Annotated in this window: 13 protein-coding genes and 1 pseudogene; 4 read left to right on the top strand and 10 right to left on the bottom strand. The window is 41.7% G+C overall.

Going from position 1 to position 13,164, the window contains the following annotated elements; translation table 11 throughout:
- Positions 1-3 precede the first annotated feature (3 nt).
- Positions 4-1,719, bottom strand: coding sequence for a GspE/PulE family protein (locus tag ABJL82_RS00895; RefSeq protein ID WP_347272799.1), 1,716 nt, complete (start codon positions 1,717-1,719; stop codon positions 4-6).
- Positions 1,720-2,142: 423 nt separating this feature from the next.
- Here ABJL82_RS00895 and cobT point away from each other — a divergent pair, with 423 nt between their 5' ends.
- Positions 2,143-3,201: a nicotinate-nucleotide--dimethylbenzimidazole phosphoribosyltransferase gene (gene cobT, locus ABJL82_RS00890; RefSeq protein WP_347272798.1), complete on the top strand. Its 1,059-nt coding sequence runs from the start codon at positions 2,143-2,145 to the stop codon at positions 3,199-3,201.
- Positions 3,202-3,316: 115 nt separating this feature from the next.
- On the opposite strand, the gene ABJL82_RS00885 is transcribed toward cobT, so the two are convergent.
- Genes ABJL82_RS00885 through ABJL82_RS00875 form a run of 3 tightly spaced genes read right to left on the bottom strand, consistent with a single transcriptional unit; the run spans position 3,317 to position 4,628 of the window.
- On the bottom strand, positions 3,317-3,601 hold the full coding sequence (locus ABJL82_RS00885; RefSeq protein WP_347272797.1) for a helix-turn-helix transcriptional regulator: 285 nt from the start codon (positions 3,599-3,601) through the stop codon (positions 3,317-3,319).
- A 38-nt stretch (positions 3,602-3,639) separates the two neighbouring features.
- Entirely contained in the window at positions 3,640-3,960 is a 321-nt protein-coding gene (locus ABJL82_RS00880) for a type II toxin-antitoxin system RelE/ParE family toxin (RefSeq protein WP_347272796.1), read from the bottom strand.
- Between the two features lie 2 nt (positions 3,961-3,962).
- A complete protein-coding gene (locus ABJL82_RS00875) occupies positions 3,963-4,628 on the bottom strand; it encodes a hypothetical protein (RefSeq protein WP_347272795.1) in 666 nt (221 codons plus the stop codon).
- An 89-nt stretch (positions 4,629-4,717) separates the two neighbouring features.
- On the opposite strand from ABJL82_RS00875, the gene ABJL82_RS00870 reads away from it, so the two are divergent.
- Genes ABJL82_RS00870 through ABJL82_RS00860 form a run of 3 tightly spaced genes read left to right on the top strand, consistent with a single transcriptional unit; the run spans position 4,718 to position 6,013 of the window.
- On the top strand, positions 4,718-5,329 hold the full coding sequence (locus ABJL82_RS00870; protein ID WP_347272928.1) for an HNH endonuclease signature motif containing protein: 612 nt from the start codon (positions 4,718-4,720) through the stop codon (positions 5,327-5,329).
- A 29-nt stretch (positions 5,330-5,358) separates the two neighbouring features.
- A complete protein-coding gene (locus tag ABJL82_RS00865; protein WP_347272794.1) occupies positions 5,359-5,724 on the top strand; it encodes a hypothetical protein in 366 nt (121 codons plus the stop codon).
- Positions 5,705-6,013: a CopG family antitoxin gene (locus ABJL82_RS00860; protein WP_347272793.1), complete on the top strand. Its 309-nt coding sequence runs from the start codon at positions 5,705-5,707 to the stop codon at positions 6,011-6,013. Before ABJL82_RS00865 ends, ABJL82_RS00860 begins: the two co-directional genes overlap by 20 nt.
- Positions 6,014-6,075: 62 nt before the next feature.
- On the opposite strand, the pseudogene ABJL82_RS00855 reads toward ABJL82_RS00860, so the two are convergent.
- From ABJL82_RS00855 to ABJL82_RS00830, 6 genes and pseudogenes are all read right to left on the bottom strand, one after another.
- Positions 6,076-6,339, bottom strand: a pseudogene (locus ABJL82_RS00855) (transposase); the annotation flags it as partial.
- Between the two features lie 103 nt (positions 6,340-6,442).
- Positions 6,443-7,033, bottom strand: coding sequence for a sugar transferase (locus ABJL82_RS00850; RefSeq protein WP_347272792.1), 591 nt, complete (start codon positions 7,031-7,033; stop codon positions 6,443-6,445).
- Positions 7,034-7,524: 491 nt separating this feature from the next.
- Positions 7,525-8,688 (bottom strand): DegT/DnrJ/EryC1/StrS family aminotransferase, encoded by a 1,164-nt coding sequence (locus ABJL82_RS00845; RefSeq protein WP_347272791.1) that lies wholly within the window; start codon positions 8,686-8,688, stop codon positions 7,525-7,527.
- A 456-nt stretch (positions 8,689-9,144) separates the two neighbouring features.
- Positions 9,145-9,375, bottom strand: coding sequence for a DUF2283 domain-containing protein (locus tag ABJL82_RS00840; protein WP_347272790.1), 231 nt, complete (start codon positions 9,373-9,375; stop codon positions 9,145-9,147).
- 138 nt (positions 9,376-9,513) lie between these two features.
- Positions 9,514-9,996 carry an aminotransferase class I/II-fold pyridoxal phosphate-dependent enzyme gene (locus ABJL82_RS00835; RefSeq protein WP_347272789.1) on the bottom strand — a complete coding sequence of 161 codons (483 nt, stop codon included), beginning with the start codon at positions 9,994-9,996 and terminating at the stop codon, positions 9,514-9,516.
- A 243-nt stretch (positions 9,997-10,239) separates the two neighbouring features.
- Positions 10,240-13,062: a hypothetical protein gene (locus ABJL82_RS00830; protein WP_347272788.1), complete on the bottom strand. Its 2,823-nt coding sequence runs from the start codon at positions 13,060-13,062 to the stop codon at positions 10,240-10,242.
- Positions 13,063-13,164: the final 102 nt, after the last annotated feature.

Below are 13,164 nucleotides of genomic sequence, written 5' to 3'. Positions count from 1 at the left end.
TTTTCACTCTTCCGTTCCGGTCACCCTGAATATCTCTTCCAGGGTAGTCTTGCCTTCTTTTGCCTTCCTGATGCCGTCCTCTTTCAGTGTTGTCATTCCCGCTGCTTTTGCCGCATTTCTCATTTCATCGGTAGAAGCTGCGTTGTAAGCCATATCGCGCATGGTCTCATTCATCTCCAGAAGTTCGTATATGCCGATCCTGCCTTTAAAACCAATATTATTGCACTTCTTGCACCCTTTTCCCTTGTAGAAATAATATTCCGTAAACATGCCTGGATCGAAACCCATTTGCATAATTTGCTCCGGCGTATAATGCGTCTGTTCTCTGCAATCGTTGCATATAGCCCTCACCAGCCGTTGCGCCATGATTCCCTGCAAAGAGGTCGAAACAAGAAACGGTTTAATGTTCATATCGATGAGCCTGGTAATGGCGGAGGGCGCATCGTTCGTATGAAGGGTGCTGAGGACAAGGTGTCCTGTCAGGGCGGAAGCAATTGCAATATCCGCAGTTTCTGTATCACGGATTTCCCCGACAAGTATAACATTCGGGTCCTGGCGAAGCATGGTCCTTAAAATCTTTGGGAAAGAAAAACCAATTTTATCATGCACCTCGCTTTGATTAACGCCTTTTATTGTGTATTCAACGGGGTCTTCCGCCGTAACAATTTTTACGCCTGTCTGGTTAAGTTCGTTAATAATTGCGTAGAGCGTTGTCGTTTTCCCGCTACCTGTCGGGCCTGTAATGAGAAATATACCGTTTGGCATTTTAATAATCGATTGAAAACGCTGAAAATCACTTGTGCAAAGTCCAAGATTTTTAATGCACATCAGCATTTGTGATTTTTCGAGTAAACGCATAACAATGCTTTCACCGTAAATGGAAGGCAGACACGATACCCGGATATCCATATCCTTCCCTGAAAAATGAAGGCTTATCCTTCCGTCCTGCGGCCTCCTTTTTTCAGAAATATCCATATTGGCAAGTATTTTTAAGCGGGAAAGAATTGAATCCTGAAGATTTTTTGGTAAGACGTCTGCCTCCTGGCATACGCCGTCAATGCGGTATCGGATACGCAGCTTGCTTAAAAGCGGCTCAACATGAATATCGCTCGCACGGGCAACAATGGCTTTATTTATTATAAGCGAAACCAATTGTATAATAGGGCTATCGTCTTCTGCGGACTTGGCTTCACTACGATATGCCCCGTCAGATTCACTCTCCGTTTGAACTATGGTGACGTCGCCCATCCTTATTTCTTTCAGCAACGAACCTACCATTTCAGTTGATTCATTATGACAGTTTTTGCGAAAGGCATATGCAATCTGTTCAGCGGTGGCAAGGATAAATTTAATATCCGAACCCAACATAAACCGCAAATTATCCATAAATCCAAGGTCGGGAGGCCGGCTCGTTGCTATGGTTATCACGCCGCTTTTTTTTGATATGGGCAAAATACCGTTTTTTTTAATAATGTGCATGGGCAGTAAATTAATTATTTCGTCAGGTATCTCCAGATTCACAAGATCAAGCACCGGCAAATCATAATGCCCTGATAAACATTCAATTATCTCCTGATGGGTGGTATAGCCAAGTTCCACCAGTGCATCTTCCAGCCCAATTAGTTTTTTAGCCTGTATTTCTTTCGCCTTTTTTAACTGGTCTTTATCTATTATCTTGTTGAGTAAGACCTGCTCTATCAAATGGGTAGAATTCTTCATGGCAAATATGACTTGAATTTATTTATTGATATATATTAACATAGCTCAGCAATGCCGCATCAGATAAGATTTTAAACACAAAGCACACCGGGTAAACGAAGAAAAACCGTAACTATTCAGCAAATGGTTTGAGAACAAGTATATGATAAAAGCCTCCGCTGCAGGCAGCATAATGTAACGTTCAGGAATTTCAATATTTTTGTAACACTTTAGTCTTTTGAAACTGGAAATTGTCATTTGTAGTGCGACGAGGTTCGTCGCACCAAAAAAAATTGTGTGAGAAGGAATAGGGTCTACTCAAATAGTACGACGAACCTCGTCGCACTACATGAATTTTTCGTTCTCGTTCCCAAGTAGCGGCAAGGCATGACTTGCCGCTACTATAAAAAAACTTACAACCGAATGCAACATATATACCCGCAAATGCCATATCTAAAACAAACTATCGAAAACATAGAAACCGTCCTAATTGACCCACAGGGGCATATTAAGGCCAAATTTGATACCCTTGCCATACCAAGGGGCAGTTTGGGAAGGCTGGAAGAACTGGCAACCATATATTACTCAATAAAAGGAAGCCTCTCTTGCGGAATAAGGCATAAAAAGATATTTACACTTGCAGGGGATCATGGTGTTGTTGCGGAAGGAGTAAGCGCATTCCCTCAACAAGTTACCCGCGAAATGGTGCAAAATTTTATTCGTGAAGGGGCGGCTATCAACGTCCTGGCAAGACACATAGACGCAAAGGTAATTGTGGTGGATTGCGGCGTCGCCTCAAACATTCCCCCCTCTCCGGGTCTCAAAATAAAAAAACTGAAACACGGCACAAATAATATGGCGTCTGGGCCGGCAATGTCAAGGCAAGACGCTGTTAAATCCATTGAAATGGGCATAGAACTCATCGAAGAAGAACTTCAGGACGGATTGGACATTATTGGACTGGGCGATATGGGCATTGCCAACACGACTCCCAGCAGCGCCATCTTTTCCATTTTAGGGAATGTTGATGTTTCCGTGGCAACCGGACGCGGAACCGGACTAAATGATCAAGCGGTACAGAAAAAAATCGCCGTCATAGAAAAAGCAATCGCCATTAACCGGCCAGACCCTAACGACCCGATTGATGTCCTGGCAAAAGTGGGAGGTTACGAAATAGGCGGTATTGCCGGTTTATGTCTTGGCGCTGCCCGCCATCGCATCCCCATCGTTCTCGACGGATTTATCTCCACGGCAGGTGCAATAATTGCTCATGCCTTAGAACCAAAGACAGGCAATTATTTTATCGCATCCCATGTTTCCGGGGAACAAGGCCACAAACACATGTTAAAGTTTTTAGGAAAAGAACCAATATTGAATTTAAATATGCGCCTGGGAGAAGGAACCGGCGCTGCGCTAGGGATTAATCTTGTAGAAGCCGGCGTAAAATTATTAAATGAAATGGCAACCTTTCAGGACGCCAGTGTATCAGACCCTTATTCCTGATTAATAGTAACTATTCAGCATGTAATATACACCCCGCCTGCCTGGAATCGTCTAATGTTTACGCTGAATAGTAACATCGCCTTTTAAAAATGGAAGTCCCTGTTTTCCCTTAAAATTATACCAGTTCCAGATGGAGTTGTTTTCCAACAGCAGTAGCAGCTTTGTAGAGCGTGTCGAGCTGTACTTTTTCATTTTCAGGGTCAAGCAATCGGTCAAGATGGGCACGGCTGGTATTCATCCTGCGCGCCATTTCTGATTTGCTGATATGTTGTTTTTTCATAGTTTCCTGAAGTTGCCATGAGATAACACGTTTTATTGCTATTGCCTGCGACTTCTCATAATTTCCTTCTTCCTTAAGAAAACTTTCAAGAGTAGGCCCAATATTTTTCCCTTTAACCACGATCTTCTCCTTTCTTGCGTTTAACAGCTATAGAAATTTCATGTTCCGGTTCCGGTGTTTTCTGCGTTTTCCTGATAAATCCATGCAATAAAATTAACTCTTTTTTTTCTGACCCAGAACAAAACCCTTGCGATTCTGCCATCGGTTAAATTGCACCTTATTTCCCACAATCCTTTGTGAGAGCTTAAAAGACGACATAGAGGCATACCGACAGGCCAGCCAAACTCAAGGGTTTGTAAATCGGCGCCAATATCTTTACGGTCTTCAGGCGGAAGGCTTTTGAGCCATTTCCGTACAGGTTCATTCCCTGAATCTGTGCGATAGAACCTGGCCACAACCCGTTTAAGACCTTTTTCCATATTCACCTCACAAAACAAAGTGTACCCCACAAGGTACAGTCCGTCAAGCCTTTTTTCTTTTTGCCAGAATTACGTGGAACAACCGGAATTCTATCATGTATTGCCTCCGTCCATCCTTTGGCATTTTCAAAAGCAATCGCCTTTTTTGAATTAACAGAAACAGGAGGCACAATAAAATGATTGTTGGGGACGGATTGAGTGCTTTGTTTTTGCAGACTTACCGGTTGATCTTCCCCCTGCAATTCTTTATGAAAATCCGGATAGCTTTTCTTACCATCATTAATGAAATCATGAGTTTCGGGCTGCCTTATGGAATCGTGGCGAGAAAAAGGTTGGGCGGTTTGTTTTTGCTTATGCGAAGGCTGCAACTTTTCCTGCGCATTTTCACTCTCTAAAAGATTGTCTTCAGGATAGGACCTGACTATGGAGTAGTAAAAAGATATGGCAAAGGCTGCCTGTTTCTGTTGTTGAGAAGACTGGTGTTTTTCCTGCAATTTTTTTATAAACTGCGGAAGACTCTCCTTTTTCGATTCAGGAAAACCATATTTTTTACATAAGTCCAGGTAATAACAAAGCCATTTTCTAAAGTTATGATGCTCGCTCCTTGGAATTCCCTTACGAATGAGCATAGGATCAAACTTAATCGTAATATTTTGTGGAATATGCAAAAACCCCCTTGCGGAATATCAACAAAAATGTTATTTTTTCAACTTGTTACAGATAATACACAAAAATAATGAATTATCTATAAAAAGCTATCTGTTTTTCGAAGAAAAATCAAAAGAAAGTACGTTTTGAAGTATTCAAACGTAACTCGTTTACGTGTCAGTACTGCGGCAGAAAGGCGCCGGACGTATTGCTGCATATTGATCATATTGAGCCGGTAGCAAAAGGTGGTACAAACGATTTATTGAACCTGATTACATCGTGTGTTGACTGCAATTCAGGAAAATCGGATCGCCAGCTATCAGACAGTACGGTTATTGATAAACAACGCCAACAACTGGAAGACCTTCAAGAACGAAAAGAGCAAATCGAATTAATGTTCCAGTGGCAAAAAGGCTTACTGGATCTTGATGATGACGTAACGACACAATTAGCTGAATATTGGGCAGAACAAATCCCCGGATTTAGCTTAAACGATAGTGGTTTAAAGGGACTTAAGAGCCTTAAACGTCGCTTTGAGATCGGCGAGATTATGGAAGCGATGAAGGTTGCGGCCGAGCAGTACGTGGAATATGAAATGGAAAACCAACTCATGAATCGGTTGAGTTGGCGTGGAAATGCGTCGGGGGGATATGTAGCACAAAAAGACAAGAAAAGGACAATCCTGCATTATCCCGAATTTACTATATACGTGGCATATTAAGGAATCGGTTAAGTTACTGTAATGAGAACATGGCATTGCAGTTACTAAAAGAGGCTATTGCTGTTGGTGCAACCGTTGAATCTCTTGAAAGCCATGCTAAAGAAGTTCGTGACTGGTCACAATGGCGTTCAGGTATAGAGGAGTTTATTTTTTCTCAAGAAAATCCTGAACAAATTGTGATACATATTGAGCAAGGTGATGTATTGGATTTAGTAGCTCATCCTAACCAGGAAAAATATCCTGGTCAGCAGATTATTGTCGTTGAAATAAATGAATATGCTTATCTTGTTCCTTTTGTAGAATCTTCAGAAGGCAAATTTTTAAAGACAATTATCCCAAGTCGGAAGGTCACACGGGATTATTTAGGAGGAAAAAATGAGCAAGATAAAACTTGACAAAGAAGAAAAAGATATTCTTGAGTCATTCGAGCGCGGTGAGTGGAAACGAGTTAAAAATTTTAAGGATGAACTTAAGAAACATCAGAAATACGCTAAAAATACCTTAAAAAAGGATAAAAGAGTAAATATTAGAATTTCATCAAAAGACTTAGAGGAGATTCAGGTACTTGCAGTAGAAAATGGTATCCCATACCAAACTTTAATGACAAGTATCCTTCATCGCTATGTCCATGGTAGTCTCGTTGATAAGCAAAGACCGAACAAAGCACTAAACTCAGACGGCTAAATGCGAGGCAGTTTGAACAATACTTGCTGTGTATCTATTCAGCGTATTTTCACCCACTGTCGTTACGAGCTGGCAAAAGCAGGCAATTCACCACGGAATAGCATCTGTAATGCCCGGCTCAAATTTACCCCTTGTTTTCGACAGGTCGAGAGATAACTCCGAATGCGGCAGAAAATTTTCGCTCCATCCAAAGAACGAAAACAGCCCGATATCTTCTGCAGAACCTTCGTCATCCTGATATCGTTTTCTGCCAAATTGTTCGTAAAGGGGACATTTTTATTGTCCATAAACCTCTGCACATCACCCTCATACTTCCTCAATCGTTCCACGTGTACTCTCTTTTATAAAAGCATTCTATACTCAAGGTGACCCCAATTCCCCCCACTTCTCCTTCTAAAAAGGTTTCAGTCTTGCATTCGCCAGAGACCTTCAACCTTTAACAATCTTCCATAATGTTAGAAAAATCAATTTCATATCTGTGGAAAGGCTTCTTTCCTTAACATATTTGTTATACAGTTTTATCTTTAACGGAAGGACTTCTTTTATATAACCGCCTTCAGGGTCTTTGAATTTTTTCAATACACACTCCTCGTCTCTGAACTCAATAGCAGCATAATCTGTTATACCTGGCTTTACTTTCAATATATTTTTGTAATCATCTTTAAACATCTCAACATATTTTAATACCTCAGGCCTGGGGCCTACAACGCTCATATCACCCTTGAGCACATTAATAATTTGCGGAAGTTCATCAATCTTTGTTTTTCTTAAAAACCTTCCTATCTTCGTTATACGTGAGTCGCCGGCAGAGGTAATCTGCGGACCGCGTTGTGATGCGTCAACAACCATTGTCCTGAATTTATATAAATCAAACGGCATAAAATTTTGTCCAACCCTTTTTTGTATAAAAAAAACAGGACCGGCGCTGTCAAGTCTAATAAGGATTGCAATCAGAAGGAAAAGCGGAAGAAGGATAAGCAGAATGAAAAGGGAAGAAAAAATATCGAATAGACGCTTCATTCTTTTGCTGGAATATAGATTTATGTAGTAGGTGTTAGGTAGTAGGTTATGGGTTATGGGTTATGGGTGAATGTAGTTCATTTTTATTTATTTTTTGTTTTCCAAGAGATTAGGGATTTTAACATTCGACTGCATTCATCATATCTATATATCAAATCTGTAAGTTTTATCTCTTCAACATAGCCTTTTCAAAAGCCATTTTAAGACAGTGTTTGGTTTCTCTGGTTTCTCCCAAAGCCCTGTTTCTTCCTTCAAGATACATATTCACATGCTTATTATTCCAACCTTATGCAACATTTGCAGGAGCGGAATTAGAAGAGCGTCTTACTTGTGACCCAAGTTCAAACAGATCAAACTTTGGAAATGTAAACGTGAGATCATTCACCTCTATATGCAAATCACACAGTTTTTGATATACCTCCAAATCCTCATAACTTTCAATTTTCCGCCTATCACCTACCACCTAACACCTTTAACCCAACACGCCGCACCTAACTTCCGCCGCCCAAAACTATCTCTCTCACTGCTACCACAACCCTGACCTGGTCTTTCTCAGTCATTTTTGTATACAGAGGCAAACTAACTGCCCTTTCATACACAGCTAAGGCATTAGGGAAATCCTGCGGTTTAAGATTATACGTATCGCGCCAATAAGGATGTAAATGGAGTGGGATAAAATGAACACTACAACCAATACCCCTTTCTGCCATCAACTCAATAAACCGGTCGCGCGAAATAGAGACCTCTGGTTTTAAACGCACTATATACAAATGCCATGCGTGCAGATCATACTCCGGCGCCTTAGGAGGTAAGGTAACAGGCAAATCACTAAATGCTTCATCATAATAAGCTGCCATCTCAGTGCGTCGTTTTTGAAATGCCCGTGCCTTTTTCAGTTGATGAATCCCCAGACTTGCGGCAACATCGGTCATGTTATATTTAAAGCCAGGGGCAACCACCTCATAATGCCAGGAAGGTTTTGTTGTAGTGTATCTATTAAACACATCACGATTAATTCCGTGCAATCGCATTACACGACACCGTTTTGCAATATCAGCATTACGAATTACAATCATTCCCCCTTCACCAGTTGCAATAGTCTTAGTCACATAAAAACTATACACCGTAGCATCAGTTTCAAGCGTACCAACCAATTTCCCATGATACGTAGTCGGCAACGAATGCGCAGCGTCTTCAACTATCTTCAATCCGTATTTTTTGGCAATTGCCATAATCGGATCCATATCGCAAGCCAGTCCGGCAAAATGTACCGGAATAATCGCTTTAGTACGTGGCGTAATCGCGCTCTCTATTCTTAATGAATCAATGTTAAGGGTATTTTGGTCAATATCAACAAAGACTGGGTGGGCGCCTAAATAGCGGATCACCTCTGCTGTTGCCGTAAAGGTGTGTGGGGTTGTAATTACCTCATCTCCGGCGCCAATTCCCAATGCCTCTAATGCTAAGTGCAACCCTGCCGTAGCAGAATTTACGGCAATTGCCTCAACCCCATCACCAATAAAAGCAGCAAAATCCTCTTCAAAGCGTTTCGTTTTAGGTCCGGTCGTGAGCCATCCGGAGCGAAGTGAGTCGACCACTTCAGTGATCTCATCTTCACCAATATCAGGCAGGGCAAAAGGCAAAAAATCAGTCATGAAAACAACTCCTCTCAATCTAATCTTTTACATTGAATCTATGAATATCTTTGTTTTTAATCGACGATGTTTATCGTTTTGGAAGTACAAGAAGCTTTTTATTGAAACACAACGAAACAAACAAGAAACATCCCAGCCCAAACGTACCTGTCTACCGGCAAGCAGGTCGGAAGAGATTAGCAATACCTTATAAACTTCTATCATCTTTTCGATAACTCAATGTGCCTTACAGTACTATGACATACGACGTATGACTTACAACTTTTTAATTATCCCCAGATAATGCGTATTAAAAACTCTTGATTTTTCCAGCAAATAACATACAAGCCATGACCTATGAGCTATGAGCCTTGTAACCGGCGGGGCAAGGGCGATGCATTTGAGATCGATTTTGCAATGCGGAAAGAGTTCGAAGATTTCATGTTTCTTTACACCTCTTACGTCAGGACTTTCATATTAAATACCAACTCTTTCCTCTTTGAGACTGTCCATATACTTAAGAAGTTCACTAAAAATATTAGTCCGTGCCCTCCATACTTCGAAACCAATAATCTTACCCACTTCATCAACCTCAACAAAAAAATCTTCTCCTACCTCTAAAGTATCCTTTACTCTGCCTCCTCTAACAAGGATATAAAGTATATCACCTTCTTGGTCGTACCTTACCTTTACTTGATCTTTACCCATCTTCCTTTCTCCTTCCTTCTATTAACGATTTCTTTTTTAAATGAATACCTCAAAAAAGTATGAAGGGCATATTCTGGCTTGTATGGCTTTTCAAGTTTTTCCTTTATATCTGGGTAAGAGTAAGATCGGATTCTATTCTTAATTTTGAGGCAATTTCAGGGTTGTTAGTGGCTGCAATACCCCCAAACCAGTAGAAAATGGCTTTGACCATTGAGTACTGAAGAATGCTGCATCTGCAACCGTTCCATTTGCTTTACCTTTATAGCTTCCACCGTAACCATGAGCACAATCTTCAATCACTTTAAGATTATATCTTTTTGCGATATCAAGTATTGGATATAAATCTGAAGATAAGCCAAAGGTATTTTGTGCGATAATTGCAGTCGTTTTATCGGTAATTTTGCTCTCGATTTTTGATGTGTCAATATTAAAAGTCTTCGGATCAATATCAACATAAACAGGTTTTGCTCCAAGATAAATAATAACATTGGGGACAACAACGCAGGTAAAACCAGGAAGTATAACTTCATCCCCAATCTTTATCCCTATTGCTTTTAACAAAGCATAAAGAGCAACACGTCCTTTAAAGAAAAAGAGGACGTCAGAGATTAAATTTTCCATACATCACCATTGACTTTATACCAGTACAAACTTAAATTTCTGAATGTAGGCTTCCGCCGCATATAATTCATTCCATTTTTATTTACCACCTTTATCCATCCTCCTTTTCAAGTGTTCCTGTATTTAAATTCCTTTCAAATTCAACAAAATTCATCCCCCATTTTTTCAAAGTCTTCGAGTGTCTTTTTTAATATATCGAGAAACAGGATACGATCTGCATCAGTAATAAATATGGGTTCTCTCTTATTGTAAAAACCCCAAATCCTTAAAATCTTCAGGTTTTTCGTAACGAACTCCGCGGGATAGCCGCATTTCAAGCACTGCGAGAGGAGAAGGGGCATTCCCTTTCTCATTATTGCCGAGAAAAATAGTCGATTTACCCGTCAAAGGGATAGCTGCAATTATTCCGGGCCTTTCACGGCTTTCCACCTCCATCTCTTTACCATCGATAAAGGCCCTGGCCCTGGTTCCTTCCCAGGTGATAGTAATATGATGCATTGACCTCAACGGCCAAACGGGTATTCGTTGCTTCGTGCAAATCCAGGATCCTGCCCAGGCATAGACAATAAACTGAAGCCTCCCTCCGTTTATGCGTAAGAATACCTGTCTGTTTTCTTCCTGAAAGAAATGGACAAGGATAGGATCTGCATCGCAAGAAGCGGCAATACCTGCATCACTGACAATAAGCTCCAGCGTCCCCTTTTCAATTGGGAAACCATGTTTGTCAGGAAACATAAGACAGGCATTTTGTTCCAGTGGCTGATACGCCTTGCCTGCTCTGGTTGTAACAAACGCCCCCTTCCCCCTTATCATGCCGCCAGCCCTTTCCACCACTTCAGGACTGGTAAAAACAAGGTGCAGTGCAGTATCCTTATCTTCTTCCAGATAAGTTTCATTTTGCACTATGGTATAACTGTCTTCCTTCTGGCTGCTCGCTTTCTGTACCGGCATCGCAGACTCATCCTCTTCGGCAATGGGATCTATTAATCTTTTCACCACGACATCACGAAAAGCAACCCGGGCATTTCGTGCACCAATGGCAAACCCACCACCGTTACCAGAGTATGGTACATAGTAGCTGAAGACGTGTTTTCCATCGACAAGGCAGTTGATGTTTCTCCCTTTTCTTAACACGGTAAACTGGTACCAGCTTCCGGATTGCAGAGAACCAACAGATCCGCTGGCATGCGGGTTATCATTTATTCTTGACAGGTATCCATTCATCCGGTCAAACCATATCTTAAAGAGCGCCGGATAGAAACACTCGTTCAACCATAGGAGGATTGCCGAATCTTCGTTAAATGAAGAGGCTTTTGCAGAAAAGGACAATGAATAGTTTCCTATGAGATTGATATCATGTACATAAGACAAAGCCTCTGTGCCTGTAGCATCAACCATATAAGCGCCATCTTTTACTTCCCAGTCCCCACTTGCAGGAGACCAGGCACGACTCGGCTTGTCAAATTTTTCAATAAAGGGGATAGGGTAGTTCGTAGTAGTAAAAGACCAGCTTCTGGAGGCGACCCTTCCGGAAAGGTCTTTTCCCCTGACCACAACGGTATGACGACCCCTGGCCAGATCGACTTTGGGAATATAGGAGATCCCATTCTTAACACCTTTCATGTTGATCACAAGTCCGTTGTCAGGTCCAACTACTTTGCCGTCAACCTCTACCGTAACCGAATCCGGGTCAATACCAGTCCCGTCATCTCCCTCACGAAATAAGGCCTTGATCATTGGGGCAGCAAGGGTGATTGTTTCGCCTGGTCTGGGCCTGAGACCAGCAATTTCCGGCGGTTTACTTCCTGTTTTTCCATGGTCTTCTATAGCAGGGTAAATACGATATATATGCACATCGTAGCCGGCAAAGGTGTCTGAAAATTGGTTATTCTCAAGGGTTATTTTTCTATCCTCATAAAGTACCTCGATCTCCGGCTTCACAGAAAGACCTGAAAGGTCAAATTTTGCCGTAAGCCCGGCACGCTGGTAATTCACTGCAATAAGGTAATATCTCCCCTGATATTTTTTTAGTACTATATCAGGATTAATCGGATCGGCATCCACCGTTATCCTCTCGGCGGCATCAGGGGAGAATATAACAGGACTAAAATCATCAATCTCCCTCCCCAAATGTCGAAATTCCCTCCAAACATCCGGATGATTCAAAACGTATTGGAGCGAGAAAAAGAGAATTCCTTTTGCCCCCCGGACTATGGCAAGGTAGGATTGGCATCGGAGATCTTTGCCTTTTTCATCATGAAAGGCGCCGAGCAACACAGCGATATACGGTTTCCTGCCATCTGCCGATCCAATGCCGGAATCAATATATGCCCTCACCGTAGAGAGGTTGGGACGCCACATGGGATAATACGGATCATTCATGTGAATATCGCTTGCTTTTGCGTATGGATCACAGCTTGAGGAAAGGGTAACCAGAGATACAGGATGGTTCGCATCGCAGCTTCGGACGATATTTGCCAGCCGATCAATCGTCGTAAATGGTATTTGATTACCATCCGGTTCATCTGCAATGTACCAGGAGAATATTCCTGGATTATTTTTCAGTGTTGTAATCCTTTCCCTTATTAGTTCCTCAGCCCCAGGGGAAGTGCTTTTTGTTTTATGGTGCATATCCCTGTCATAAGCACCAGGCATTGCCTTCATATCAAGAGAATGCCCAGCATTGAGATAGCGTTCCATTTTTGCCGGCTCTGCGTATACGTCCCCTGCACATATGGCACTATTGAACCCATACCTGCTCATCATCTCCAGTTTGCCAAGCTCGTCAGCGGCATAAAAACCAAAAGGGAAAAACGGTTCACCATCCACAAGAATTGCCTTGTCCTTTCGTATTGTTACCTTACCCGTCCACGGATTATCCTTTCGAAATCTTTCCTGCTCGTTCCCTGTGGACTGATCGTCAGGGGCGTTAACCTTCTGTGGAATATTGTTTTCATTGAACTCGATCGACGGTGTTGATGGGTTGGTCTTTTGAAGAGACCCATGGCAACCCAGTACTATGAAATTCATTATAAACAATGTACCAATAATTAGTCTTCTTATCATAGTCTTATTCATCAGAATAAAGGTAGAGTGAGTTAAGTTTGTTAAGTAAGTAAGTAAGTAAGTAAGTAAGTAAGTAAAGATGGTTTTTCTTATACATCGCGC

The organism is Candidatus Kuenenia sp. (genome assembly GCF_039794105.1).
Taxonomy (GTDB): domain Bacteria; phylum Planctomycetota; class Brocadiia; order Brocadiales; family Brocadiaceae; genus Kuenenia.
Note: the sequence above shows the minus strand (reverse complement) of the source record. Positions and strands in the feature narration are given on the sequence as shown.

Bases quoted from the DNA above. Each gene is read 5' to 3' on its own strand.
- ABJL82_RS00865 (WP_347272794.1), top strand. From the start codon at position 5,359: ATGGCATTGCAGTTACTAAAAGAGGCTATTGCTGTTGGTGCAACCGTT.
- ABJL82_RS00850 (WP_347272792.1), bottom strand. From the start codon at position 7,033: ATGAAGCGTCTATTCGATATTTTTTCTTCCCTTTTCATTCTGCTTATC.
- ABJL82_RS00830 (WP_347272788.1), bottom strand. From the start codon at position 13,062: ATGATAAGAAGACTAATTATTGGTACATTGTTTATAATGAATTTCATA.
- cobT (WP_347272798.1), top strand. From the start codon at position 2,143: ATGCCATATCTAAAACAAACTATCGAAAACATAGAAACCGTCCTAATT.
- ABJL82_RS00880 (WP_347272796.1), bottom strand. From the start codon at position 3,960: ATGGAAAAAGGTCTTAAACGGGTTGTGGCCAGGTTCTATCGCACAGAT.
- ABJL82_RS00840 (WP_347272790.1), bottom strand. From the start codon at position 9,375: ATGGGTAAAGATCAAGTAAAGGTAAGGTACGACCAAGAAGGTGATATA.
- ABJL82_RS00895 (WP_347272799.1), bottom strand. From the start codon at position 1,719: ATGAAGAATTCTACCCATTTGATAGAGCAGGTCTTACTCAACAAGATA.
- ABJL82_RS00835 (WP_347272789.1), bottom strand. From the start codon at position 9,996: ATGGAAAATTTAATCTCTGACGTCCTCTTTTTCTTTAAAGGACGTGTT.
- ABJL82_RS00860 (WP_347272793.1), top strand. From the start codon at position 5,705: ATGAGCAAGATAAAACTTGACAAAGAAGAAAAAGATATTCTTGAGTCA.
- ABJL82_RS00845 (WP_347272791.1), bottom strand. From the start codon at position 8,688: ATGACTGATTTTTTGCCTTTTGCCCTGCCTGATATTGGTGAAGATGAG.